This window comes from Streptomyces sp. NPDC048734 (genome assembly GCF_043198675.1).
In the GTDB taxonomy this organism is placed as follows: domain Bacteria; phylum Actinomycetota; class Actinomycetes; order Streptomycetales; family Streptomycetaceae; genus Streptomyces.
This window is the reverse complement of sequence record NZ_JBICUZ010000005.1, coordinates 223886-248883: the sequence shown is the minus strand read 5'-3', so window position 1 is coordinate 248883 and position 24998 is coordinate 223886. Positions and strand designations below refer to the sequence as shown.

At 74.1% G+C, this 24998-nt stretch carries 24 protein-coding genes; 13 read left to right on the top strand and 11 right to left on the bottom strand.

Translation table 11 applies throughout. The features are described 5' to 3' along the window. Nucleotides 1-76 precede the first annotated feature (76 nt). Together ACGFQC_RS16050 and ACGFQC_RS16045 are read right to left on the bottom strand one after the other, a co-directional pair. Nucleotides 77-247 (bottom strand): hydrophobic protein, encoded by a 171-nt coding sequence (locus ACGFQC_RS16050; RefSeq protein WP_363088729.1) that lies wholly within the window; start codon nt 245-247, stop codon nt 77-79. A gap of 42 nt (nt 248-289) precedes the next feature. Next, nucleotides 290-1111: a methyltransferase domain-containing protein gene (locus tag ACGFQC_RS16045; RefSeq protein WP_363088730.1), complete on the bottom strand. Its 822-nt coding sequence runs from the start codon at nt 1109-1111 to the stop codon at nt 290-292. 245 nt (nt 1112-1356) lie between these two features. Here ACGFQC_RS16045 and ACGFQC_RS16040 point away from each other — a divergent pair, with 245 nt between their 5' ends. The 3 genes from ACGFQC_RS16040 (at nt 1357) to ACGFQC_RS16030 (ending at nt 4284) form a co-directional block, all read left to right on the top strand. Next, nucleotides 1357-2013: a histidine phosphatase family protein gene (locus ACGFQC_RS16040; RefSeq protein ID WP_363088731.1), complete on the top strand. Its 657-nt coding sequence runs from the start codon at nt 1357-1359 to the stop codon at nt 2011-2013. Between the two features lie 83 nt (nt 2014-2096). Next, nucleotides 2097-3716, top strand: coding sequence for an ATP-binding cassette domain-containing protein (locus ACGFQC_RS16035; RefSeq protein WP_363088732.1), 1620 nt, complete (start codon nt 2097-2099; stop codon nt 3714-3716). Between the two features lie 235 nt (nt 3717-3951). Next, nucleotides 3952-4284 (top strand): DUF6158 family protein, encoded by a 333-nt coding sequence (locus ACGFQC_RS16030; RefSeq protein ID WP_363088733.1) that lies wholly within the window; start codon nt 3952-3954, stop codon nt 4282-4284. A gap of 49 nt (nt 4285-4333) precedes the next feature. Here the strand turns inward: ACGFQC_RS16030 and ACGFQC_RS16025 are convergent, their stop codons facing one another. Both ACGFQC_RS16025 and ACGFQC_RS16020 read right to left on the bottom strand, forming a co-directional pair. Continuing rightward, nucleotides 4334-4876: a type 1 glutamine amidotransferase domain-containing protein gene (locus tag ACGFQC_RS16025; RefSeq protein ID WP_363088734.1), complete on the bottom strand. Its 543-nt coding sequence runs from the start codon at nt 4874-4876 to the stop codon at nt 4334-4336. Between the two features lie 92 nt (nt 4877-4968). After that, nucleotides 4969-5343: a DUF2795 domain-containing protein gene (locus tag ACGFQC_RS16020; RefSeq protein WP_363088735.1), complete on the bottom strand. Its 375-nt coding sequence runs from the start codon at nt 5341-5343 to the stop codon at nt 4969-4971. A gap of 337 nt (nt 5344-5680) precedes the next feature. Here ACGFQC_RS16020 and ACGFQC_RS16015 point away from each other — a divergent pair, with 337 nt between their 5' ends. From ACGFQC_RS16015 to ACGFQC_RS16005, 3 genes are all read left to right on the top strand, one after another. Further along, nucleotides 5681-6571 carry a hypothetical protein gene (locus ACGFQC_RS16015; RefSeq protein ID WP_363088736.1) on the top strand — a complete coding sequence of 297 codons (891 nt, stop codon included), beginning with the start codon at nt 5681-5683 and terminating at the stop codon, nt 6569-6571. A gap of 216 nt (nt 6572-6787) precedes the next feature. Continuing rightward, nucleotides 6788-8035 (top strand): aminotransferase class I/II-fold pyridoxal phosphate-dependent enzyme, encoded by a 1248-nt coding sequence (locus ACGFQC_RS16010; RefSeq protein ID WP_363088737.1) that lies wholly within the window; start codon nt 6788-6790, stop codon nt 8033-8035. After that, complete coding sequence (locus ACGFQC_RS16005) at nt 8032-9084, top strand: MBL fold metallo-hydrolase (RefSeq protein WP_363088738.1); 1053 nt, start codon at nt 8032-8034, stop codon at nt 9082-9084. Before ACGFQC_RS16010 ends, ACGFQC_RS16005 begins: the two co-directional genes overlap by 4 nt. A 245-nt stretch (nt 9085-9329) precedes the next feature. Here the strand turns inward: ACGFQC_RS16005 and ACGFQC_RS16000 are convergent, their stop codons facing one another. Then, nucleotides 9330-9956, bottom strand: a complete 627-nt coding sequence (locus ACGFQC_RS16000) for a VTT domain-containing protein (RefSeq protein WP_363088739.1) — start codon at nt 9954-9956, stop codon at nt 9330-9332. Then, nucleotides 9953-10726: an MBL fold metallo-hydrolase gene (locus ACGFQC_RS15995; protein WP_363088740.1), complete on the bottom strand. Its 774-nt coding sequence runs from the start codon at nt 10724-10726 to the stop codon at nt 9953-9955. Before ACGFQC_RS15995 ends, ACGFQC_RS16000 begins: the two co-directional genes overlap by 4 nt. Nucleotides 10727-10810: 84 nt before the next feature. Between ACGFQC_RS15995 and ACGFQC_RS15990 the strand changes: the two genes are divergently transcribed. The 4 genes from ACGFQC_RS15990 to ACGFQC_RS15975 all read left to right on the top strand — a co-directional run bounded on the left by ACGFQC_RS15990 (nt 10811) and on the right by ACGFQC_RS15975 (nt 14971). Beyond that, nucleotides 10811-11212 carry a hypothetical protein gene (locus ACGFQC_RS15990; protein WP_363088741.1) on the top strand — a complete coding sequence of 134 codons (402 nt, stop codon included), beginning with the start codon at nt 10811-10813 and terminating at the stop codon, nt 11210-11212. 192 nt (nt 11213-11404) lie between these two features. Continuing rightward, a complete protein-coding gene (locus tag ACGFQC_RS15985) occupies nt 11405-13483 on the top strand; it encodes a phage holin family protein (protein WP_363088742.1) in 2079 nt (692 codons plus the stop codon). Nucleotides 13484-13654: 171 nt separating this feature from the next. After that, nucleotides 13655-14083: an OsmC family protein gene (locus tag ACGFQC_RS15980; RefSeq protein ID WP_363088743.1), complete on the top strand. Its 429-nt coding sequence runs from the start codon at nt 13655-13657 to the stop codon at nt 14081-14083. A 132-nt stretch (nt 14084-14215) separates the two neighbouring features. Beyond that, on the top strand, nt 14216-14971 hold the full coding sequence (locus tag ACGFQC_RS15975; protein ID WP_363088744.1) for a glycerophosphodiester phosphodiesterase family protein: 756 nt from the start codon (nt 14216-14218) through the stop codon (nt 14969-14971). 81 nt (nt 14972-15052) lie between these two features. Here the strand turns inward: ACGFQC_RS15975 and ACGFQC_RS15970 are convergent, their stop codons facing one another. The 4 genes from ACGFQC_RS15970 to ACGFQC_RS15955 all read right to left on the bottom strand — a co-directional run bounded on the left by ACGFQC_RS15970 (nt 15053) and on the right by ACGFQC_RS15955 (nt 18563). Next, nucleotides 15053-15541 (bottom strand): molecular chaperone TorD family protein, encoded by a 489-nt coding sequence (locus ACGFQC_RS15970; protein WP_363088745.1) that lies wholly within the window; start codon nt 15539-15541, stop codon nt 15053-15055. 252 nt (nt 15542-15793) lie between these two features. Then, nucleotides 15794-16612 carry an SAM-dependent methyltransferase gene (locus ACGFQC_RS15965; RefSeq protein ID WP_363088746.1) on the bottom strand — a complete coding sequence of 273 codons (819 nt, stop codon included), beginning with the start codon at nt 16610-16612 and terminating at the stop codon, nt 15794-15796. 148 nt (nt 16613-16760) lie between these two features. Next, a complete protein-coding gene (locus ACGFQC_RS15960; protein WP_363088747.1) occupies nt 16761-17624 on the bottom strand; it encodes a helix-turn-helix transcriptional regulator in 864 nt (287 codons plus the stop codon). Between the two features lie 99 nt (nt 17625-17723). After that, nucleotides 17724-18563: a helix-turn-helix transcriptional regulator gene (locus ACGFQC_RS15955; protein WP_363088748.1), complete on the bottom strand. Its 840-nt coding sequence runs from the start codon at nt 18561-18563 to the stop codon at nt 17724-17726. A gap of 207 nt (nt 18564-18770) precedes the next feature. Between ACGFQC_RS15955 and ACGFQC_RS15950 the strand changes: the two genes are divergently transcribed. The 3 genes from ACGFQC_RS15950 to ACGFQC_RS15940 all read left to right on the top strand — a co-directional run bounded on the left by ACGFQC_RS15950 (nt 18771) and on the right by ACGFQC_RS15940 (nt 22188). Beyond that, a complete protein-coding gene (locus ACGFQC_RS15950) occupies nt 18771-19076 on the top strand; it encodes a 4a-hydroxytetrahydrobiopterin dehydratase (RefSeq protein WP_363088749.1) in 306 nt (101 codons plus the stop codon). Nucleotides 19077-19104: 28 nt separating this feature from the next. Next, nucleotides 19105-19860 carry a class I SAM-dependent methyltransferase gene (locus ACGFQC_RS15945; protein WP_363088750.1) on the top strand — a complete coding sequence of 252 codons (756 nt, stop codon included), beginning with the start codon at nt 19105-19107 and terminating at the stop codon, nt 19858-19860. 411 nt (nt 19861-20271) lie between these two features. Next, the gene (locus ACGFQC_RS15940) at nt 20272-22188 is read left to right on the top strand and encodes a rhamnogalacturonan lyase (RefSeq protein WP_393288266.1); all 1917 of its coding nucleotides are present in this window, start codon (nt 20272-20274) and stop codon (nt 22186-22188) included. 81 nt (nt 22189-22269) lie between these two features. Here ACGFQC_RS15940 and ACGFQC_RS15935 read toward each other — a convergent pair whose 3' ends face one another. Further along, entirely contained in the window at nt 22270-24930 is a 2661-nt protein-coding gene (locus tag ACGFQC_RS15935; RefSeq protein WP_363088751.1) for a cellulose binding domain-containing protein, read from the bottom strand. Nucleotides 24931-24998 lie beyond the last annotated feature (68 nt).

The window sequence follows — 24998 nt, the reverse complement described above, 5'->3', positions numbered from 1 at the left end:
ATGCCGTCCGACGGAAGGAACGCCGTCCGACGAACGCCGCCCGAGGGGGCGCCGGTGAGACGCTCCCGGGGCTAATTCACCACCTGTACCAACGACCCCGGCCCCCACTCGCGGTGGTACCGCGCATCAGGAACCCCAGGAGCCAGAGAACGAGAACCGCGATCGCGATCCACCAGAGCACCTCCACCGCGAATCCGGCACCGAAAAGAATCAGCACCAGAAGCAGTACCAGCAGGATGGGAACCATAGCTTCGACCTCCTGCGGCCCGAGTTTCCCCGAATACGCGATTCAGGCGTCCTTTTTGCACAGAATTTCCCCGTGCAGAACGGCGAACCAGCCGTCCTCCTGCCGTCCCCATTCCCGCCAGGCCTCGGACACGGCCCTCAGTCGCCCGGCGTCGGCGTGGCCGCCCTCGACGGCCCGCTCCGCGTAGGCGGAGGCCAGGGTGCGGTCGGCCCACAGGCCGCTCCACCAGGCCCGCTCCTCGGCGGTGCCGAAGGTCCAGGTGGCGGAGGTGGCCGTGACGTCCGTGAAGCCCGCCTCACGGGCCCAGGCCTTCAGCCGGCGTCCGGCGTCGGGTTCCCCGCCGTTGGCGCGGGCCACTGCGCGGTAGAGGTCCAGCCAGTCGTCCATCCCGGCCGAGGCCGGGTACCAGGTCATGGCCGCGTAGTCCGAGTCGCGGACGGCGACGTACCCGCCGGGTCTGGTGACGCGCCGCATCTCGCGCAGCGCCCGCACGGGGTCGCCGACGTGCTGGAGCACCTGATGCGCGTGGACCACGCAGAACGTGTCGTCCGGGTGGTCGAGGGCGTGGACGTCGGCGACCGTGAAGTCGACGTTGGTCAGGCCGCGGTCGGCGGCCGTGGCCCGTGCCTGCTCCAGGACGCCGGGCGCCCGGTCGGCGCCGGTGACGTGGCCGTCGGGGACGAGGGCGGCCAGGTCGGCGGTGATGGTGCCCGGACCACAGCCGATGTCCAGGATCCTCATGTGCGGCTTCAGTGAACCGAGCAGGTACGCCGCCGAGTTGGCGGCGGTCCGCCAGGTGTGCGACCGCAGTACCGACTCGTGGTGTCCGTGCGTGTAGACGGCGGTCTCCCGCGCTCCCGGCATGGCTCAGCCCCTTCTTCACGGCCCGGTCCCCGGGCCCGGTGGAGCCCGGGGGCTGATGTGCGCCACCGTACGCCTGCGGCCGTATGCTGAGACAGTTCGTTCCGAAGAATGGACTGACGGTTCGTCAGCCAAGTGCGGTGGGACCGGGATCCGGCCCCCGGGCGGGCGGATGCCCTCGGCGGCCCGCGGGTACCCTGCAGGGACCGATCCCCGCGCGAGGCGGCACGGCACCGGAAGGTGAGCGCATGCGTCTGCTCCTGGTCCGCCACGGTGAGACCCCCACCAACGTGAAGCGCCTGCTGGACACCGCCGTCCCCGGCCCCGGCCTCACGGCGCTCGGCGAACGGCAGGCCGCCGCCCTGCCCGATGCCCTCGCCGACGAGGACATCGACGCCCTGTACGTCTCCACCCTCGTGCGCACCCGCCTCACCGCCGCGCCGCTGGCCGCCGCCCGCGGCCTGGACGTCCGCGAGCGCGACGGCATCCGGGAGATCTCCGCGGGCGACCTCGAACTCCTGCCGGGCGAGTCCGGGCAGGGCGAGCCGTACCTGCGCACGGTGTTCGCCTGGGCGGCCGGCGACCTGGGGCTGCGCATGCCGGGCGGCGAGAGCGGCGCCGAGTTCCTGGAGCGCTACGACGCCGTGGTCGCCGAGGCCGCCGCGACCGGCGCCCGCTGCGTCGCCCTGGTCAGCCACGGGGCCGCGATCCGCGCCTGGACGGCGGCCCGCGCCCGCAACGTGGACGTGCCGTTCGCCGCCGCCCGCCGGCTCGCCAACACCGGCGTGATCGTCCTCGACGGCACCCCCTCCGCCGGGTTCGAGGCCCTGACCTGGGCGGGCGCGACCGTGGCACCCGCGGGCGAGGGCGGACCGGCCGGCGAGCCGCTCGGCGCGGCCGGATGACCTCCCGGCCTGCGGGGACCGCGCCGGCGAGACGTCGATAAGGGTTTGCCGCATCCGGCGGGCGCCCCGCAGAATGCACCCTCATGGGACATCTGGAAGCCGCGCACCTCGAGTACCACCTCCCCGACGGGAGGGCGTTGCTCGGCGACGTGTCCTTCCGGGTGGGCGAAGGGGCCGTCGTGGCCCTGGTGGGGCCCAACGGCGCGGGCAAGACGACCCTGCTGCGGCTGATCTCCGGCGAGCTGAAACCGCACGGCGGCACCGTCACCGTCGGCGGCGGGCTCGGCGTGATGCGCCAGTTCGTGGGCTCCGTACGGGACGAGACGACCGTACGGGACCTGCTGGTGTCGGTGTCCTCGCCGCGCATCCGGGAGGCCGCGAAGGCCGTCGACGAGGCGGAGCACGCGATCATGACCGTGGACGACGAGGCCGCGCAGATGAGCTACGCGCAGGCCCTGTCCGACTGGGCCGAGGCGCACGGGTACGAGGCCGAGACGTTGTGGGACATGTGCACCACGGCCGCCCTCGGCGTGCCCTACGACAAGGCCCAGTTCCGTCAGGTGCGCACCCTGTCCGGCGGCGAGCAGAAGCGGCTGGTGCTGGAGGCGCTGCTGCGCGGCACCGACGAGGTGCTTCTGCTCGACGAGCCCGACAACTACCTCGACGTGCCCGGCAAGCGGTGGCTGGAGGAGCGGCTGAAGGAGACCCGCAAGACGGTCCTGTTCGTCTCCCACGACCGCGAACTCCTCTCCCGGGCCGCAGAGAAGATCGTCTCCGTGGAGCCGGGACCGGCCGGCGCCGACGCCTGGGTGCACGGCGGCGGCTTCGCCACCTACCACGAGGCCCGGCGCGAACGCTTCGCCCGCTTCGAGGAACTGCGCCGCCGCTGGGACGAGAAGCACGCCCAGCTGAAGAAGCTGGTGCTGAACCTGCGGCAGGCGGCCTCCGTCAGCCACGAGATGGCCTCCCGCTACGCGGCCGCGCAGACCCGCCTGCGCAAGTTCGAGGAGGCGGGCCCGCCGCCCGAGCCGCCGCGCGAGCAGGACATCACCATGCGCCTCAAGGGCGGCCGCACCGGCGTGCGGGCCGTCACCTGCAAGGGGCTCGAACTGACCGGCCTGATGAAACCCTTCGACCTGGAGGTCTTCTACGGCGAGCGGGTCGCCGTCCTCGGCTCCAACGGCTCCGGCAAGTCGCACTTCCTGCGCCTGCTGGCCGGCGACACCGTGGCGCACACGGGGGAGTGGAAGCTGGGGGCGCGGGTCGTCCCCGGTCACTTCGCGCAGACCCACGCCCACCCGGGACTGCTGGGCCGCACGCTCCTGGACATCCTGTGGCAGGAGCACTCCCAGGACCGCGGCGCGGCCATGTCCCGGCTGCGCCGCTACGAGCTGACCCAGCAGGCCGAGCAGGCCTTCGAGCGGCTGTCCGGCGGGCAGCAGGCCCGCTTCCAGATCCTGCTGCTGGAGCTGGAGGGCGTCACCGCCCTGCTCCTCGACGAGCCGACCGACAACCTCGACCTGGAGTCCGCCGAGGCGCTCCAGGAAGGGCTGGAGGCCTTCGAGGGCACGGTCCTGGCCGTCACCCACGACCGCTGGTTCGCCCGCTCCTTCGACCGCTACCTGGTCTTCGGCAGCGACGGCCGGGTCCGCGAGACCCCGGAGCCGGTGTGGGACGAGCGCCGCGTGGAGCGCGTCCGGTAGCGGCCGGGGTGGCCGGGATGGCCGGGGGTCCTCACGCCCGGCGCGTCGGGGCTCCGCGGCCGCCCGCGGCGAGGTGCGGCCGGTGGGGCGGGCTCCCCGCGTGCCGGGAGGTGCCGGCGCAGCCGGAGGCCCGGGAGCCGGATTGTTCGTACAGTGGACTCAAGGACGCGAGATCCATGGCCCCTCCCCGATGCCGGCCGGACGTCCGTGCCGCGCGGGCGGGTACCCGGACCCCATGGACGCACACGACGAGTGGGGTACCACGATGACCGGAGTCGACCCCGACCGGCTGGACGACCAGCAGCTCATGAAAGAGCTGGAGACGATCCACCGCACCCGCCACGACACCCTGCTGTACGGCTCGAACGACGCCCTGCGCGCCCACAACGACCGGATGGCGAAGCTGGAGGGCGAGTACCTGCGCCGCAACCCGCGCCGCTTCGTCTCGCCCGGCCGCACCCGCGACGGCGCCAGGGACCGCGCCGGCCGGGCCGACGGCACCGACCGCACGGGCACGCCCGTCGGCAAGTGGGGTCCCGGCACGGCGAACGGCCCCGGCCGGGTCTGAACCCCGCCGGAGCCGTTCGCCCACCGGCCTCCCGGCCCGCGGGAGCCCCTCAGGCGGCTTCCCGCGCGAACACGTCCAGGTAGGTCTCGCAGAACGCCTTCAGATCGTCCGGCTTGCGGCTGGTCACCAGCTTGTTCGGACCGTGGTCGCAGACCTTGACCTGCTCGTCGACCCAGTCGCCGCCGGCGTTGCGGATGTCGGTCCGCAGGCTCGGCCAGGAGGTCAGCACCCGGCCGCGCACGACGTCCGCCTCGACCAGCGTCCACGGGGCGTGACAGATCGCGGCGACCGGCCGGCCCTGCTCGAAGAACGCCCTGACGAACGCCACCGCCTCCCCGTCGGTGCGCAGGAGGTCGGGGTTCGCGACCCCGCCCGGCAGGACCAGGCCGCCGAAGGAGTCCGCCGAGGCCTCGCCGGCCACCTCGTCGACGGGGAAGGTGTCCGCCTTGTCGAGATGGTTGAAGGCCTGGACCTCACCCGGCTCGGTCGACACCAGCACGGGCTCGTGTCCCGCGTCCACCGCCGCCTGCCAGGGGTCGGTCAGCTCCACCTGCTCGACGCCCTCGGGGGCCGTCAGAAACGCGATGCGCATGATCGTTCAACGTCCTTTCTGGTGTTTCCCGGTGTGTGCGCTCAGGCCCTGCCCTGCTCAGGACCTGGTCAGGGTCTCGGGCCCTGCGCCGGTCAGGACCTGGTCAGGGTCTCGGCCAGCTCCTGCACGGTGGCGTAGCGCTGCTTGTGCGGCAGCCGCCGTACCGCCTCGACGAGCGCGTCCGGCGCGTTCTTGCGGCGCAAGGTCCCCGCCAGTTCCTGGGGGCCGGCGGGGAACGAGCTGCGGCCCAGGAAGCGGGCCAGCTCCAGCCGTACCGTCGCCAGCGACGCCCGCGCGTCCCCCGGCACCACCGGACCGCCCCAGACCTGCGGATCGTCCTCCGCGGACGGCTCGGGGTCGTGCCACTCCTCGGAGCGCGTGGGGTGCCCGGACCTCAACAGGCCCCGCAGCTCGTGCTTCATCTCGTCGTCCCGGTGGACACTCAGCCGGTCGCTGCCTCGCTGCATGTCTCCCTCCACTTCCTCGGGTGCGGCCCTCCGCGTACCCGAGGGGCCGGAACCGACACGGGGTCCCGCCGCCGAAGTCGTGGACGCGGGGAGCCGGGCATCTCGCGGACGCGCGGGTCCCCGCCGATCGGCCGGTGCCGCGACCGGCTGCGTGAACGGGTGCCGCCGAGGGACGCGGCCCGAAGAGAGGGAGCACAGGGGCTCCGCACCCGTCACCCGATCGGGTGCGGCCGTCCCGCCAATGGACCGCGGCCACGGGCGGTGGCGGACCGCGCGGGCTGTGATGGCCGGGAGGCACGGACACGTGCCTCGCAGCCGTCGGCGAAGGAGCCGTCCCATGCGCCCCACCGCCCGTGTCCTGTCCGTCGCCGCCCTGGCCGGTGCCGTGCTGGCCGGCGTCGCCCCGGCCGCGTCCGCGGACCCGGCGGCGGAGATCAGCCCGGCCACGGCCGCTCCGGGGGGCAGCGTCACCGTCACCGTCACCTGCGACCCCCTCGGCGCGCCCGCCCCCCGGACCATCGACGCCGCCTCGGACGCCTTCGAGGAAGGCACCGTCAAGCTCACCCTGGAGCCCGGCGGTGACGAGCTGACGGGTCCCGCCTACCGGGGCACCGCCCGGATCGCCCCGGCCGGGGACCTCGACGTACCGGCCGACGCGGTCGGCACGGACTCCGCCTGGACCGTCGACGGCACCTGCCCGGCACCACCCGGCGGCCAGGGCGGTCCGTGGAGCGCCACCTACGACGTCCCCCGCGCGAGCGGCGGTGGCGCGGGCGGCGGTGAGACGGGCGGTGGCGCGGGTGGCGGTGAGACGGGCGGTGGCGCGGGTGGCGGTGAGACGGGCGGCGGCGCGGGGCCGAGCGCCCCGAGCTGCGCGCCCGCGCACCCCACGGCCTGCGCCCCAGCCACGCCCCCGTCGTGCGCCGCCGGCCACCCCGCCCCCTGCCCCACCCGCCCCGCGCCCCAGCCCTGCCCCACCTCCCGCGACACAGCGCCGCACGGCACAGCGCCGCACGACCCCGCCTCCCACGACCCCGCCTCCCACGACCCCGCGTCGCACGGTGCCGCCTGCCCCGGCGCCGCCGTCCAGCACGGCGTACGCGCCGGCACCGGCGGCACCTTCACCGACTCCGTCCCCGCCCTGGTCGCAGGTGCCCTGCTCATCGCCGGCGCACTCGGCGCGGCCGTCCACCGGCTGCGCCGCCGGGACCGTACGGCGGGCCTCTGACCCCGCCCGGCCCGCGGCGTGACCGGCGCGACCCCGGCCCGCTGCCATGGGGCGACGGCACACGGGGTACTCGGCACCCGAGGGCCCGCCCGGCCCCGGACACCCCGTCCCGCACCACCGGGCACGCGGACGAAGTCCCGCCGCCGTACGACGAGTCCGGCGGCCGGCGGCGGCACAGGGCGCAGGGCACCAGGCACCGACGGCGCGGAGGACGGCATGCGGGGCACGGAACCGGAAGGACACGGCCCCGTCCGCTTCGGGCCGGAGCTGCCCGCGGACGGCCTGCCCGTGCTGCCCGACCTCGCCGCCGTCCTCGCCGCGGCCGCCGAACGCCCCGAGGGCGAACCCGTCGGCGGCGGCCGCGCCCTCCTGGAGGCCGCCTGCGGCTACTGGGAACGCCGCGGCACCCCCACCGGGCCGGACCGGGTCCTGGCGGGACCCGGCGCCCCCGCACTGCTGGTCGCCCTGACCGCCGCCCTCGGCGGCGACGTCCTGGTGCCGAGGCCCTGTGCGGCCTGGTGGGCGCCGTACGCCCGGCTGCTGGGGCGGCCCGTCTTCCACGTGCCCACCCCCGCCGAGTGCGGCGGCGTCCCCGACCCCTACGCCCTCCTGGAGACCGTGCGCCGGGTCCGCGCCGAGGGCGGCGACCCGCGACTGCTGGTGCTGTCCGTCGCCGACGACCCCACCGCCACCGTCGCCCCGCCCGAGGTGCTGCACGAGGCCGTGGAGGCCGCCGCCGGCGAGGGCCTGCACCTGATCAGCGACGAGACCTGGCGCGACACCCTGCACGTCCCGCACGAGACCGTCCTGGTCAGCCCCGCCGAGATGCTGCCGGACCGGGTCACCGTCGTCAGCGACCTCGCGGGCGCCCTGCTGCCCACCGGCTGGCCCGCCGCCGTCGCCCGCCTCCCCGCCACGGCCACCGGGGACGACCTCCACGCGCGCGTGCTCGACGTCCTCACCGCGCTCGACGCGCGCGTCGCGGCCCCCGTCGCCGCGGCCGCCGCCTTCGCGCTGACCGAACCCGAGCCCGTCACCAGGCGCGTCGGCACCGCCGTACGCCTGCACGCGCGCGTGGCCGCCGCCGCGCACGGCGCCGTCGTCGCCGCGGGCGCCCTCGCGCTGCCGCCACGCGCCGGCCGCCACCTGTACGTCGACCTCGGGCCGCTGCGCGAGGAGTCGGCCGCCCGGGGCATCGACGACGCCCAGGACCTGGAGGACCTCCTCACCGCCCGGCTCGGCATGCCCGCACCGGGCGGCCACCGCTTCGGCGACGACCTCGGCGCGCTGCGCGTACGGCTCTCCACGGGCATGCTGCTCGGCGGAACGCACGCGCAGCGCACGGAATGCCTCATGTCGCCCAGCCCGTTGGAACTGCCACACGTGCAACGTGCGTTGACCCATCTCAGGTCGGTCCTCGACGACCTCCGTGACGACGCTCAGCGATGGGAGCCTCCTCGATGACGCAGCAGTCCGAGTCGACCACCCCCACGCCCGTGCGGGACACCGGCACCCCGCCGGTCGAGTCCCCCGTGACCTCTCCGGTCCCGCCGCTCGCCGAGCCGCGCCCGCTGGGCGAACCCCGGACGTGGCCGCGCACCTTCCACGACCGGCTGACCGCCCCGCTGCCCGGCCTCAGGGCCCTCGCCCGCTTCGCCCGCGAAGGCGCCGTGCGGCCCGGGAGGGAAGGTCTCGCCGACATCGCGCGGCTGCCCTTCGAGCCCGGCCCGCTGCCCCGCGTCGACACCCGCACCGTCGCCGTCACCTGGGCGGGACACGCCAGTTGGGTGGTGCGGATCGGCGGGCTGACCGTCCTGACCGACCCGGTCTGGTCCCGCCGCATCATCGGCACCCCGGCCCGCGTCACCCCCGTCGGCGTCCCCTGGGAAAACCTGCCGCCCGTCGACGCCGTCGTCATCAGCCACAACCACTACGACCACCTCGACGCCCCCACCCTGCGCCGACTCCCGCGCGACACCCCGGTGTTCGTGCCCGCCGGGCTCGGCCGCTGGTTCCGGCGCCGCCGGTTCGTCCGCGTCACCGAGCTGGACTGGTGGGAGGCGGCCGAACTGTCCGGCGTGCGCTTCGACTTCGTACCGGCCCACCACTGGTCCAAGCGCGGCCTCACCGACACCTGCCGCACCCTGTGGGGCGGCTGGGTGCTCACCGACCCCGACGGACGCCGCGTCCACTTCGCGGGCGACACGGGCTACGGCCACTGGTTCTCCCGCATCGGACAGCGCTACCCCGGAATAGACCTCGCGCTGCTGCCCATCGGCGCCTACGACCCACGCTGGTGGCTCAGCGACGTCCACTGCGACCCGGAGGAGGCGGTACGGGCGGCACGCGACCTGGGGGCACGCCGGATGGCACCCATGCACTGGGGCACCTTCGTCCTCTCCGCCGAACCCGTCCTCGAACCCCTCACCCGCGTCCGCGCCGCCTGGGAGAAGGCCGGCCTGCCCCGCGAGGACCTGTGGGACCTGCCGGTGGGGGGCTCACGCGTGCTGTGACGCCGCGCTCGGCCTGGACGGGGACGAGGCACGGGGGACGGGCACGAGGGCGAGAGGGCCGGCGGGCGCGGCTCAGGGGCGTGCGCGTGGTGTGCCCCGGACACACGGGAGCCGCGCGACCGGTCGCCCCGACCGACCCGCCACCTGCGGCGCATGGCGCATCCGCCACCTGCGGCGCACGGAGCGGTGTGCGGCCCGCAGCGCATGGAGCGGTGTGCGGCCTGCGGCGACGCGCCCCGCCGCGCTCACCCCGTCGACCGCTCCCGCAGCCTGCGCCACAGGCCCGGTACCGCGCTGACGGCCAGGGTCAGGGCGACCGCCGCCACGACGCCCTCCCACGGCTCGGGGAACAGGGAACCGCCGAGGATGCCGATCAACTGGTAGGTCACCGCCCACGCCAGGCAGGCCGGCAGGTCGCCCCGCGCGAACCGGCGCAGCGGCCAGTCGGCCATCAGGCAGGCCAGCATCACCGGGATGCGGCCCGCGGGCACCAGCCGGGACAGCACGAGTACGGCCGTGCTGTGGTCGGAGAGCTTCTCCTGGGCCTGCGCGAGCCGCTCCTCCGGCGCCCGCGAGCGGATCGCCGCCAGCCAGCGCGAGCCGTTCTTCGACCGCATCCCGCGCCGCCCCAGCCAGTACAGCCCGACGTCCCCGCAGAACGCGGCCAGCGACGCCGTCACGAACACCAGGGCCAGCGAGAACGGCGCCGTCTGGTGGAAGGCGACCACGGCCGCCGAACTCACCAGCGCCCCCGTCGGCACCACCGGCACCAGCGCGCCGATCAGCACCAGCAGGAACAGCGACGGGTAGCCGAACGCCTGCTGCGTGGACTCCGTCGGTATGACCGTCGGGACGGCGGCCAACGGCGTCATCGCGCGACCTCGGGGCGCACGCTCTCCCCGTGCCCGAGCCGGTGCACCGCCACGTCCGGCGCGCGCGCGGCCGCCAGGCGCACGAACTCCTCGCCCGGCGCGTGGAATTCATGGGGGCGCACGGCGTCCATGCCGATCGGCCAGTACGTGCCGTAGTGCACCGGCACCGCGCTGCGCGGCGCCAGCCGGGCCAGCGCCTCCGCGGCCCGGCCCGCGTCCAGGTGCCCCTCCCCGAGGTACGGCCCCCAGCCGCCCACCGGCAGCAGCGCCACGTCGACCGGCCCGACCTCCTCGGCCATCGACTCGAACAGGCCGGTGTCCCCGGCGAAGTACGTCCGCGCCTCGCCCTCCACGACGTACCCGAGCGCGGGGGAGTGATGCCGGCCGACCGGCAGCCGCCGCCCGTCGTGCCGCGCGGGCACGACCCGTACGCGCAGGTCACCGACGGTGCTCTCGTCACCCGGCGCCACCTCGGTCAGCCGCAGGTGGCCCAGGCGCCGCAGGCCCGGGACGGCGCGCGGCGCGCCCCGGGGCACCAGCAGGCGCGTGCCCGGCGCGAGGCGCGCCAGCGAGGGGATGTGCAGATGATCGGAGTGCAGGTGCGACACGAGCGCCACGTCCGCGCGCCAGGCGTCGGGCGGGGGCGGCGCCCCTCGGCGCCGGCGCAGGTGCGCGAGCCGGCGGGCGAACAGGGGATCGGTCAGCACACGGACGTCCGAATCCGTGATCGTGCAGGTGGCGTGACCCCACCACGTGATCTCCACCGGCACCTCTTTGCCCCCTTCGCGCGACTCCCCCGAAGCCTACGGGCAGGAGTAGGGTCGGCGGCGAAACCCGGAGGTGAGGGGGACGCCATGGGACCGGTGCGGGTCACGGCGATCGCGAGTCTGACGCCGCTGGAGGAATTGGACGCCGATCCCTTCCTGGTGGATTCCCGCGGCCAGCACGCTATGTGCGCGCGGTGGGCCGCGGAACGGGGCTACGTCGTCAGCCGCGAGCTGCTGGTGCGCGGACTGCGGCCGGACCACTGCGTGCTGTGGGACGGGGTCAGGTCCGGCGTCGACCTCTTCGTCGCGCCCAGCCGGCGGGTCCTGGAGAGCGCCCTGTCGTCCGTGGACGAGTTCGCCGAGGAGTGCGCGCGGCGGGGGGTGCGGGTGGAGACGGTGGGCGTCGCCGAACCCGCCTACGACGCGCAGATGAAGGCGCGGGTGCACCGGCGGCTGTCGATGCCGACGGCCGGGTACGACGGGCGCTGACCGCCTGCACGGTGCCCTCCGCGGGGCGGACCCGCACGGCGGTGCCGCCCGATCCCCTTCGGGACCTCCCCGCCCCGCACGGCGGCGTGTCCCCGCGCCCCCTTCGGGACGGCCCCGCCGCCCGTCCGTGTGACAGGGTGGTGGGGCACAGGGCCGCACCGACGACGGCCCGGGACGTGAGGTGTACGGGGCGTGGGTCAGGGGCGTTGGCGGCGGGCCGTCAGTCAGGCCGGGCGGAGCGTCGCGGTGTGGGGCGTCTCCACCGTCACGATGCTGGTGCTCGCGGGCATCCTGCCGGACTTCCGGCTCCAGTCGCCCGACGGGGACAGCGCCACCACCATCGCCGTCACCGCGGCCGTCGGGGCGGGCGTCTTCGGTGTGCTGTCGGCGCTCGCCTGGCCGCTGCTGGTCCGGCTGCTGCTGCTGGTGCCCGCGCTCGTCCTCGGCCTGCTGGTGTTCTTCCTCAACGGCTCGCTGCTGCTGCTGGCCCTGCGGCTCAACCCGTCGGGCCAGAGTGAGGCCGCCCCCGAGACCGCCGTCATCGTCGCCGCCGTGATGTCCGCCGTCGCCTCCGCCACCGGCGGCGCCCTCGCCGTCCGCGACGACGAGGCCTACCGGCGCCGCCTGTACCGCCTCGCGGACCGCCGCCGCGGCGGCGGCCCCGTCTGCCCCACCACCCACGGCACCGTCTTCATCCAGCTGGACGGCGTCGGCCACGACGTGCTGGAGGCGGCCGCGGGCAAGGGCCTGATGCCGACCGTCGCCAGATGGCTGGGCGCCGGGCCGGGCGCGGCGGCCCGTCCCACCCACCGCCTCACCCCGTGGCGCACCGACTGGTCCAGCCAGACCGGCGCCAGCCAGCTCGGCATCCTGCACGGCAGCAACTTCGACGTGCCCGCCTTCCGCTGGTACGAGAAGGACAGCGGCGAGGTGATGGTCTGCAACCGCCCCTCCAGCGCCGCCGAACTCCAGCGCCGCGCGGTGGAACGCACCGGCGACGGCGGGCTGCTCTCCGCCGACGGCGCCAGCCGCGGCAACCTCTTCGGCGGCGGCGCCGGCGAACAGGCCCTCGTGCTGTCCGTCGCCACCCGCCGCAGCTCCGCGACCCGCTCCCGGTCCGGGTACTTCGCCTACTTCTCCGACCCCGCCAACGCCGTCCGCACCGCCCTGTCCTTCGTGGCGGAGGCCGGCCGGGAGATCGGCCAGTCCACCCGCGCCCGGCTGCGCGGGCAGCGGCCGAGGGTGGCCCGCGGCGGCCTGTACCCGTTCATCCGTGCCTTCGCGACCGTCGTCGAGCGGGACGTCGTCGTCGCCGCCGTGACGGGCGACATGCTGGCCGGCCGCAGCGCCGTCTACGCCGACCTGGTCGCCTACGACGAGGTGGCCCACCACTCCGGGCCGCTCGGCCGCGACACCGAGCAGGTCCTCGCCCGCCTCGACCGCTCGCTGGCTCTCATCGAGAACGTCGCCGAGCACGCCCCGCGGCCGTACCGCATCGTCGTCCTGTCCGACCACGGACAGAGCCCCGGCGAGACCTTCCGCGCCCGCTACGGCCTCACCCTCGCCGACCTGGTCCGGGCCGGCTGCGGGCTGCCCGTGCCGCGCCGGGCGCGGCGCACCCACAGCGGCGCCGAGGCCCGCGCGGCCGTCCGGGCCGCACTGCACCGGCCCGTCGAGGAGGGCGGTGAACAGCACCGCCCGGCCCCCCGCTCGGAGCCGATCGTGCTCGCCTCCGGCAACCTCGGCCTGGTCTCCTTCCCCGACGTGCCGCACCGGATGAGCATGGAGGAGATCGACGCCCGCCACCCCGCCCTGCTCACCACGCTCGCCAACCACCCCGGCATCGGCTTCCTCCTGGTCCGCAGCGAGCGGCACGGCGGAGTGGTGCTCGGCGCGTACGGCGCCCAGATCCCCGTCGGCCGGCTCGACGAGGATCCCGGCCCGCTGGCCGGGTTCGGGCCGGGGGCCGTCGACGCCGTGCGCCGCACCCATTCCTTCCCGCACACCGCCGACATCATGGTCAACTCCTTCCACGACCCCGCCGACGGCGAGGTCCTCGCCTTCGAGGAGCAGATCGGCTCCCACGGCGGCCTCGGCGGCGCCCAGTCGAAACCGTTCCTGCTGTCCCCGCTCGCCCTGTCCGCGCCGGTCGAGGACGGCGCCGACCTGACCGGCGCCGAGCAGGTCCACCGCGTCCTGCGCCGCTGGCTGCGCGAATCGGACGGGCCCCAGGTGCCGCTGCAGACCGCCCGGGAGGAGCGGGCCGCCTGAAAAACCGGCCTGTGCGCGCCGCGGGACGGCGGGCTGCGCCGCCCACCCACCGCGCGGCGGGGGCGCCGGCCGCCGTTCCCCGGGGCCGGTCTTCCGGGTGCGGTGAACGGGAGTGTGATCGGATGGGCACGGAAACCCGTCGTACGGGAAAACCATGCGAAAGGAAGAACCGTGGCCACCACGCGCTCCGCACACACCGTCTGGGAAGGCAGCCTGATCGAGGGGAACGGGGTCGTCACCTTCGACTCCTCCGGTGCCATCGACGAGCAGCCCGTGACGTGGGCCGCCCGCACCCAGGAGGCGAACGGAAAGACCAGCCCCGAGGAGTTGATCGCCGCCGCCCACTCCAGCTGCTTCTCCATGGCCTTCTCGCACGCCCTGGCCGGTGCCGGCACCCCGCCCACCAAGCTGGTCACCTCCGCCGACGTCACCTTCCAGCCGGGCGAGGGCATCACGGGCATCCACCTCACCGTGGAGGGCACCGTGCCGGGTCTCGACAGCGACGCGTTCGTCGCCGCCGCCGAGCAGGCCAAGGTCAACTGCCCGGTCTCGCAGGCCCTGAAGGCCGTACCGATCACCCTGTCCGCGAAGCTCGCCTGAGCCGCCGGACACCCGGCCGGTCGCGCCGACCGCACGACCGGCCGGGTCCCGGGGGCCGGCGTATCGACCGTGTCCGCCGCATCCGCCGCGCCTGCCGCGCCCGCCGCGTTCGCCCGTCCGTGAGGAGGAGGCATGACACGACCCGCCGTCTCCGCCCACCGCGGCGGCAGCGAGCACCGTACGGCCGCCACCATCGAGGCCTACGAGGACGCGCTCTCCTCGGGCGCCGAGTACGCCGAGTTCGACGTCCGGCGCACCGCCGACGGCGTGTTCGTCGTCCACCACGACCCGCGCGCCGCGGGCACCGGGCCCCCGCTGTCCCGCCTCACCTATGCCGAGCTGTGCGCGCGCACCGGACACGCCGTCCCCCTCGCCGAGGAGGTCATGACGCTGGTCGCGGGCAGGCTGATCGGACATCTGGACCTGAAGGAGACGGGCCACGAGCGGGAGTTGATCGACCTCGCCGTGACACTGCTCGGCCGGGACGGGTTCGTCGCCACCACGCTGGAGGACCGTTCCGTCGCCGCGATCACCCGCGGCTTTCCCGGCGTGCGCACCGCCCTGTCACTGGGACGGGACCGCCGGGAGGTCGCGGCGGTCCGGCTGGCCGGGACCCGAGCGAGCGAACTGTTCCCCACCCGGCGGCTGCGGGCCTGTGGAGCCCACGGCGTCGCCGTCCACCAGCGGCTGGCCCGCGCCACCGTACTGCGCGGGGCGGCCCGAGGGGGCCTGTTCACCCTGGTGTGGACGGTCAACGACGACGCCGGACTGCGGACCTTCCTCGCCGACCCCCGGGTGGACGTGCTGGTCACCGACCGGCCGTGGCACGCGGTCCGGCTGCGCGGCGAACCACGCCGTGACCTTCCGGCGGCCGGCCCGCCCCGGTGAACCCGCGACAGCCGCCCGTGCCCACCGGGCGTCGCCCGTCGCCTGTCGTCGGTTGTCCGGATGCAGTCATCCGTCTACCGCCTACGGTCTGCCGTACACAGTCGGCAGTGTGGCGCACACGGCGTTCAGGACCGACGCGTACGGTGTGCCGAAGCCGGTGAGCCGGGAGCGCAGCCGTTCCAGACCGGCGCGGTGCCCGGTGAGCAGGCCGGTGTCGCCGGTGCGGGCGGCGAACTCCAGGACCGCCGGCAGGAAGTCGGACGGTTCCTCACCGGTGAACTCCAGCCCGTGCCGCCGGTAGGAGTCCTCGAAGCGGGCCGGGGAGACACCGCCGCACGGGTCGCTCTCGTCGTACCACCGGCTCAGGCGCAGACTGTGCCGGTCCTCGGAGTCGAAGACCCGCACGTAGTGCTCCGCCAGCTCGGCCCGTGGCGTGACGGCCGCGTGGTCGGTGAACTCCCGCAGGGGCGGGGCCGCTTCGCGCAGCAGGGGCAGCCTCGCGTACAGATCGTGGTCGGGGTACGTCAGGCAGAGCGCGGCCGCCTGGTAGAGCACGGCGTCCGAGGGCATCACGCCTCCTTCACGGGGCGCACGCGCGGCACGGCCGAGGCCGGTGCCGCTGCCGCGCCCGGCGGTTCGAGGTGCCGTGGGCCGGCGGGCGGTCTCCGCGTGTCGGTGGTCACAGGGCGCTCCCTCTTGTTCACCCCTGTCCCGAACCTAGGGGCGGGCGGGGGAGCGGACCCGTTCACGGCGCCCGTACGGGTCACCCGCGTGGCGTCCGGGACCGCGCACCCCGGCGCCCGACGGCGGCGCCCGGTGGCCTCAGGGCTTGCGGGCCACCCCCGCGTACACCGGCACGATGCCGTCCGCCTGCAGGGCGACGTCCTCCGGGTCGGGCCGCCAGCCGGACACCGGGATCACGCCCGGACCCAGCAGCTCCAGGCCCTCGAAGAAGCGGGAGAACTCCGTCAGCGAGCGGGGGTGGAAGGGGGTGCCGCTGCGCCGGAAATGGTTCGCGGCGTTCTCGATCGCCTCCGGGTTCAGGTCGGGGGTGACCTGGGAGAGGATCAGGTGGCTGCCGGGTGCGAGCGCGTCGACGTACCGCTTCAGCAGCCCGTACACGTCGTCGCCCGCCGGGTCCTCGCCCAGGTAGTGGGTCAGCGCGACCAGGGACAGCGACACCGGCCGGTCGAGGTCCAGGAAGGCGGCCGCCCGGTGCAGCAGGGTGTCGACGTCACGGACGTCGGCGTGCACGTACTCGGTGGCGCCCTCGGCCGAGCCGTGCAGCAGCGCCTGGGCGTGCCGCAGCACGATCGGGTCGTTGTCCGCGTAGACGACCCGCGACTCGGGGGCGACACTCTGTGCCACCTGGTGCAGGTTGGGCTCGGTGGGGATGCCCGTGCCGATGTCCAGGAACTGGCGGACGCCGGCCTCGGCGACCGTGCGCACGGCCCGCTGCATGAACCGGCGGTTGGCGCGCGCCCCGCGTAACACCGTGCCGTCCACGGCGAGGATCCTGCGGGCCAGTTCCTCGTCCACGGGGTAGTTGTCCTTGCCGCCCAGCCACCAGTCGTACACCCGTGCCGGATGCGGCCTGCTGGTGTCGACGTGGACGGTGGCCTCGGGCTCGGATCCGGTCATGCGCGGTCTTCTCCTGGTGACTGGTGACTGGTGACTGGTGACTGGTGACTGGTTAGTGATGAGTGACGAGTGGCGCCTGGTGAGGGGAACGAGCGGGAACGGTCGGAAGGCCGGCGTCAGCGGTGGTGCCGGGCTCGGCGGGCCGGGGTCAGAACTCGCCGCGGACGTCACGCAGCAGCTTCCTCGTGTGCTCCGCCGATGCGGCGTGCGTCGTCATGTGGTCGAGGACCTCCAGGTGCGCGGAGACCTCCCTGCGCGAGTCCAGGTACAGAGCGCCGGACAGGTACTCGGTGACGACCATGTCGGGCAGTTCGGGTTCGGCGAACCGGAACAGTGAGAACGGCGCGGACGTCCCCGAGTGCGGACCGCTCGCGAACTCCGCGACCTGCAGGGTGATCCGGTCGCGCTCCACCAGCTCCAGCAGCTTGTCGACCTGCTCGTACATGACGTCGGCGTCGACGCTGACCGGCCGGCGCAGTACCGTTTCGTCCATCACGACCCACAGGTGGGGCGGATTGGTTCCCTCGAGCAGCCGCTGCCGGGCCAGGCGCAGCGACACGTGCCGCTCGATGGCCTCCGGGCTGGTCCGGCCGACGGTCCCGGCCTCCAGCACGGCTCGCGCGTACCGCTCCGTCTGCAACAGGCCGGGCACGAAGTGGGGTTCGTAGGACCGGATGAGGCGGGCCGCGCCCTCCAGGCTCACGTACAGGCTGAACCATTCCGGCAGGACGTCGTGGAACCGCTGCCACCAGCCGGGCCGGTTCGCCTCCTCGGCGAGCGTGACGAAGGTGCCGGTCTCCGCCTCGTCCACCCCGTAGGTCTCCAACAGCACCTGTACGTAAGGGATCTTCAGGGAGACTTCGGCCGTCTCCATGCGCCGCACGGTCGCGGGTGCCACCCGCAGTGCGCGGGCCGCCTCCTCACGGCTGAGGCCCGCCGCCTCGCGCAGCTCCTGCAGCCGTCTGCCGAGCACCACCTGGCCCACGGTGGGTGCCGGCCGCCTTTCACTCACGCCACGTCTCCCCTACGTGTCGAAGCACGCCGGTCAGTGTGTCATGTTCCGGCTGCGCTCCGACAGGGACGACGAGATCACCTCACATCCGACGTCCACTCAGGCAACCAGCGAATGCAGGTACTTGACGGTCGCCGGGTCGGCCGGCAGCAGTGTCTCGATGGCCAGCTCGGCGACCGTCACGTCCATCGGGGTATTGAACGTGGAGATCGACGAGATGAACGACAGCGTCCGGCCCTCGTGCTCGATCAGCATCGGCAGCGCGAAGTACGGTACGGCATCGACGGGTTCGGCCTCCGGGGAGGTTTCCGAGGAGGGTTCCGGGACCGGGTAGGCGGCGACCTCCTCGTACAGCGTCCGCAACGGTGTGGAGCGGTGCAGGGCGATCTGCCGCTCCATCTGGGCCAGCAGATGCCCGCGCCACTGGGGCAGGTTGCGGATGCGTGGCGCGAGGCCCTCCGGGTGCAGCGTCAGTCGCATGGCGTTGAGCGGCGGCGCGAGCAGCGACTCCGGAAGATCCGCCAGCAGCATGGTGATGCCGCGGTTGGCGGCCAGCACGTTGTACGTCGCGTCCACCACCAGCGCCGGATACGGCTCGTAGCCCTGGATCAGGCGCTCCACGCCGGCCCGCAGCGCGTCCAGCGCCGGATCGTCCAGCGGGGTCTCGCGGTAGCGGGGAGCGTAACCGGCGGACACGAGAAGGGCGTTGCGCTCGCGCACGGGCACGTCCAGGTGCTCGGCCAGCCGCAGCACCATCTCCTCGCTCGGCCGGGAACGGCCCGTCTCCACGAAGCTGATGTGCCGGGCCGAGGAGTCCGCGCGCAGCGCCAGTTCCAGCTGGCTGACCTTGCGTCGCTCCCGCCAGGCCCGCAGCAGGGGGCCGACACCTCGGTCGGCGGAGGCGGCGGGGCCCGTGGCGCCGGTCGCGAGAAGAGTCATACGGACGACCGTAGCGGAGAGCCGACCGGTCGACAGCGCCGCGCGGACCGCGGCGGCCGGAGAACAGGACCTCGCGAATCCCGCGCGCGCCGGGCCCGGGGATTGCCGGCCCGAACCGGTGGGAACCCTTCCGGCCAGGGCCGGCACGGCCGTCCTGTGCCAGGCTGGACGGGTGTCCGACGCCCACCCCGGGGAAGGGAGCCAGCCATGGCCGTCGCACCGCTGTCGCAGAAGGAGATCGACGACCGGCTCACGGAGCTGCCCGGCTGGTCCCACGACAAGGGCCGGCTCACCCGCTCCTACGAGCTGGCCTCCCATTTCGCGGCGACCGCGCTGGTCGTCCACGTGGCCCAGGTCCAGGAGGAGCTGAACCACCACTCCGAGCTGACCCTCGGCTACCGCACGGTGTCCCTCGCGGTGAACACCCACAGCGCGGGCGGCGCCGTCACCGACCTCGACTTCGAGCTGGCCCGCCGGGTGCGGGACCTGGCCCCGGCGCACGGCGCGCACTGAGACGCGCGGCGGACGGGACGGGGCCCACGTGCTGGACTACGACGAGGAAGCCGCACGCTACGACGCCGCACGCGGCGGCGAGCCCCGGGCGGCGGCCGCCGCGGAAGCCGTCCTGGCCCTGCTGCCGGAGGGGACGCGCGGCCTGCTCGACGTCGCCTGCGGCACCGGCATCGTCACGCGCAGGCTCGCCGGACGCGACGGCCTGCGGGTGACCGGCGTCGACCTCGCCGCGGGGATGGTCCGCCAGGCCGCCGTACGTCTGCCGGGTGCCGTCGTGCGCGCCGACAGCCGCCGACTGCCCTTCCGTAGCGGGGAGTTCGACGCCGTCAGCAGTGTGTGGCTGCTGCACCTCGCGCCGACCGAAGCGGACGCGCGGGCGATCGTCGCCGAGTGCGCGCGGGTGCTGCGGCCCGGCGGCGTGTACGTCACCACCGTCGACAAGGCCGCCTCGCACAACGTGGGCAGCGACATCGACGCCGTCCTCGCCTCCCGCCCGCCCCGCGCGGCCCGCGACGGGGCGTCGCTCGTCGACTCGTACGCCGCCGACCGCGGCCTCGTCCCCGCGGGCCGGGGCCGCTTCCCCGGCCGGGGCCAGGGCCGCAGCCCGCGCCGCACCGTCGCCGACCTGCGACGCGGCTGGTTCGTCACCCTGCCGCCGGGCGAGCCGGTCACGGAGACGTTCGCCGCACGCCTGGCCGCGCTGCCCGACCAGGACCGGCCCCGCCCCGACCCCTGGTTCACGCTGAAGGCGTACCGGAAGCCGGGGACGCCGGCCGACGCGTGAAGCCGTGCTCCAGCCGGTCGGCCGGGCGTCCTGCGCCGCCAGCCGTGTGTTCCCCGCCGTCGGCCGGGTGTCCTGCGCCGCCAGCCGTGTGTTCCCCGCCGTTGGCCGGGTGTCCTCCGCCGTCGGTCGGGAACGCCCGCTCCCGCGGGCCCCCGGCACCGACGGCTTGACCGGAGCCACCGTTCCCGTCGGGTCCGCGGCGCGCGCCCACGACGAGTCCGTCCGGCCCGGAGCGGACCCGGAGGTGCTCGGGCCGAGCCGGCCCGCGGGGCGTGCCCCGTCCGGGCCGTGACCGCGCCGGCCGGGCGCTGCGGCGACTTTCCGACGAGCCGCCCGACGATCCCGGCAACCCCCGGCCCGTCGGCGGCGACTGGGAGACGGAACCCGTCCGTCCTCCCGGAGGTACCTCTCGTGCAGCACCCCCACCCGCACACGCCCGAGCCGCAGCCACCGCTGCGTCCCCCCACCCACCGCAGGCGGCGCAGGAGCGCCGTCCTCGCCGCGGCGATCGCCGTGGCCGCACTCGTCGGCGCCGGACTCACCACGCTCACCCATGGCAGCGCCGAAGCGGCCACCGCCCGCCAGGTCGAGAAGCTCGACCGGGGAGTCGTCAGCGTGCACACCGGCAGCGGCAACCTGGTCAGCTGGCGCTGGCTCGGCACCGACCCGGGTGACGTCTCCTTCAACGTCTACCGGGCCGGCACGAAGGTCAACACGACCCCGGTCACCGGCTCCACGAACTTCTTCCACTCCGGCGCCCCGGCCCAGGCCGACTACACGGTCCGCGCGGTCGTCGGCGGCGTCGAACAGGCCGACTCCGTCCACGCCGTCCAACTGCGCACCGGCTACAAGGACGTTCCGCTCACCCCGCCCGCCGGCGGCACCACCCCCGACGGGGTGGCCTACACCTACGAGGCCAACGACGCCTCCGTCGGCGACCTCGACGGTGACGGCGCCCTGGAGTTCGTCCTCAAGTGGTCCCCGACCAACGCCAAGGACAACTCGCAGTCCGGCTACACCGGCAACACGGTCATCGACGCCGTCAAGCTCGACGGCACCCGCCTGTGGCGCGTCGACCTGGGCCGCAACATCCGCTCCGGCGCCCACTACACGCAGTTCCAGGTGTACGACTACGACGGCGACGGCAAGGCCGAGGTCGCCATGAAGACCGCCGACGGCACCAAGGACGGTACCGGCGCGGTCATCGGCAACGCCGGCGCCGACCACCGCAACTCCAGCGGCTACGTGCTGTCCGGCCCCGAGTTCCTCACCATGTTCAACGGGCAGACCGGCAAGGCCATGGGCACGGTCGACTACGTGCCCGCCCGCGGCACCGTCTCCTCCTGGGGCGACTCCTACGGCAACCGCGTCGACCGCTTCCTCGCCGGCACGGCCTACCTGGACGGCACCCGCCCCTCGCTCGTCATGGCCCGCGGCTACTACACCCGTACCGTGATCGCGGCCTGGGACTGGCGGGGCGGCGCCTTCACCCGCCGCTGGACCTTCGACACCAACTCCTCCACCAACTCCGGCAAGGGCTACGACGGTCAGGGCAACCACGCCCTGTCGGTCGCCGACGTCGACGCCGACGGCAAGGACGAGATCGTCTACGGCGCGATGACCGTCGACGACAACGGAAGCGGCCTGTGGACGACCAAGCTCGGCCACGGCGACGCGGCCCACCTCGGCGACCTCGTGCCGTCCAGGCCCGGACTGGAGTACTTCAAGGTCTCCGAGGACAGCAGCAAGCCGGGCTCCTGGATGGCGGACGCCCGCACCGGCCAGATCCTCTGGCAGACGGCCTCCGGCGCGGACAACGGCCGCGGAGTCGCCGCCGACGTCTACGCCGGCAGTGCGGGTGCCGAGGCCTGGTCCGCCTCCGACACCACCCTGCGCTCGGCGACCGGTGCCTCCCTCGGCCGCGAGCCGTCCAGCGTCAACTTCGTCACCTGGTGGGACGGCGACCCCGTCCGTGAACTCCTCGACGGCACCCGCATCGACAAGTACGGCACCTCCGGCGACACCCGCCTGCTGACCGCCTCCGGCGTCCACTCCAACAACGGCACCAAGTCCACCCCGTCCCTGTCCGGGGACATCCTCGGCGACTGGCGCGAGGAGGTGGTCTGGCCGACGACGGACAACAAGGCCCTGCGGATCTACTCGACGCCGGTCGAGACCAGCACCAAGATCACCACCCTGCTGCACGACACCCAGTACCGCACGGCCCTGGCCTGGCAAAATACTGCGTACAACCAGCCGCCGCACCCGAGCTTCTTCATCGGCAACGGGATGGCGACGGCACTGCGGCCCACGGTCTACACGCCCTGACCGGTCCGGCGCGAAGGGCGCGTGCCGCTCGCGGCACGCGCCCCACCGGTCCGGTGACCGCTCGGTCCACCTCGGCGCGGCTCAGTTCACCGCGCAGGTCTGCTCGCCCAGCTTGAAGGCGGCCGGTTTCGCGTTCGTGCCCGACCAGCTGCCCGTGAAGCCGAAGCCCACCGAGGAGCCCGCCGCCACGGTGCCGTTCCAGCCGACGTTCTTCGCGGTCACCGACGCACCCGACTGGGTGTACTCGGCGTTCCACAGCTGGGAGACCGTCTGACCGCCGGTGAAGGCCCAGTTCAGGGACCACCCCGACCAGACGCTCGGCCCCGTGTTGGTGAGCTTCACGTCCGCCTGGAAGCCCCCGGACCACTGGTTGGTGACGGTGTACGTCACCGCGCAGGCGCCCGTCGGCGTCGGGTCCGTGCCGCCGCCCCCGTCGCCCCCGCCCGCAGGGTCCGAGGTGTCGCCGTAGATCACGCCCCGGCCGTTCGTCGCGACGTAGACGCGGCCGTAGACCCGCGGGTCACCCGTGATCGCGGCGCCCGTCCAACCCCACTGGTGGGCGTCGTCGTTGATCCGCGTCCAGCTCGCGCCCTGGTCCGTGGAGCGGAAGATGCCGCGTACCCCGGCGATCTTCGCGCTGGTGTACAACGTCTGGTACGAGGCGCCCGCGGCGGCCTTGCCGAAGCCGATCGTGTCGGCCTGCTCGACGCCGGGCAGCTTGGTGAAGCTCGCACCGCCGTCCGTCGAGTGCCACAGCCCGTACGCCCCGTCGCTCGCCCCGCCGGCCAGCCAGATGTCGCCCTTGATGCCGGGAACCGCCTGGAACCGTACGCTGTCCCCGCTGGGCAGACCGGTCGCCGGGGACGCGGTGAAGGTCGCGCCGCCGTCCGAACTGACGTAGAACCTGCCCGACTTGAAGCCGTAGAACGTCCTGGCGTCGACGCGGTCGGACTCCACGACCGCGCCGGCAGGGATACCGCTCGACGCCGACCAGGAGGTGCCGAAGCCCGTCGTGTGGTGCACCCCGGCGCCCGCCGGGCTCCACACGAAGCGGCTGCCGTCCGCCGCCGCGGCCACCGTCCCGCCACCGCTCACTCCTGAAGGGTCGGTGCCCGCGAACCAGTTGGCGCCGTTGTCCGTGGAGAACGCCACGTGCGGGCCCGAGTCGAGGTTGCCGGTCCGCACGACCGTGTTCGGGTTGGTCCCGGCGAAGTCCAGGCTCGTGGTGGTGGTGAAGTTCGGCGAGGTGAACATCATCGACGGGACCTTGGTCAGGTCGGTGTGCCGGAAGCCGCCGATGTCGCCGAGCGCGCTGAGCAGCGGGGCGCCGGCCGGGGGAGAGGCGAGGTCGTTGACCGCGGTCTCCTCCAGTCCCTGCACCATCGGCTTGATGGTGAACGTGCCGCCGGAGTCCCACTCGGTGAGGTTCTCCGTGCCGTAGACCGTCGCGCCCGTGCCGTACATCATCCGGTTCGAGTCGAAGGGGTCGATCTCCATCGACTCCGTCATCCAGCCCAGCTTCGGGGTCTGCTCGGGCGGTGACGGGTCGGCCCCCCAGGTCAGCCAGGGCGAGGAGGAGACGTCCATCGTGTACCGGTTCTCGCGGTTCGGATACGACGTGTAGTCCCACGCCTTCGTCCAGGTGCCGCCGCTGTCGGTGGACCGGAAGATCTGGGTGTCCGGCCACCAGGAGCTGTAGGCGGTCGCCATCACCGTGCCGGGGCGCTGCCGGTCGAGCGTCAGCCCGCTGAAGCCGTAGTAGGTGTCGGCCTCGGCGACCGGGCTGATGTCGGTCCAGGTCCCGGTCGCCGTCGTGTACCGGTACAGCCGGCCCTTGCCGCCGTCGTACGGGCCCCCCTTGTCGCTGTAAGCGAGGTACAACTGACCGTTGACGGTGTCCAGTACACCCTTGTGTGCCAGGTGTCCCGTCGGCTGTCCGGCCAGCCGCGACCAGGTGGCGCCCGCGTCCGTGGAGCGGTACACCGCGTTGTCCGTGTCCGCGACCCCGACGTAGATCGTCTTCGTGGCGCTGCCCGACGTGCCCGTCGACTCGTCGAAGGTGACCCAGACGATGCCCTGGTTGTCGGAGGCGTAGCCGCTCGTGTCGCTCGGATCCTGTACGTAGTTCCCGACGTTGGGGAAGTTCGCCACCTGCGACCAGGTGACGCCCGAGTCCGTCGACCGCCACAGCCCCTTGCCGCTCGGCGCGCCCAGGTACAGCACGCTGTTGCGGTTCGGGTCGACGGCGAGGCGTTCGCCCATGCCCCGGCCGGGCATGTTGCCGCCGAGCTTGAACGGCAGGTCCGTCCGCTGCCAGCTCGCGCCCCGGTCCGCCGAGCGCATCACCGCCCCGTTGCCCGGATCCCAGCTGTTGGTGTACGTGCCGACGGCCGCGTACACCCGGTTCGGGTCGACGGAGTCGGAGGCCAGGCTCACCACGCCCGTGTGCCCCCACCTCTCCCAGCCGACCGAGTCCAGCAGCGGCGTCCAGGTCTTGCTGCTCTGCTGCCAGCGGTAGGCCCCGCCGATGTCGGTGCGGGCGTAGGCGAGGTTCTTCTCCTTGCGGTTGAAGACGATGCCCGGGACGAAACCGCCGCCGTCGATCCGGGCGTTCTTCCAGGTGTACGACTCCGCCGCCAGGGTGGTCCGCGGAGCGCTGTCGGCGGCGAGCGCGGGCGGGCTGCCGGCGAGCAGGCCGGCCGCGAGTGCCAGCGCGGCCGTCAGGACACGGGTTCTTCGCACAGTGGGGTCCTTCCTCGAGAAGCCATGTCAAGGAATGTGCGGGGACGTGAGGGGACGTGCGGGGACGT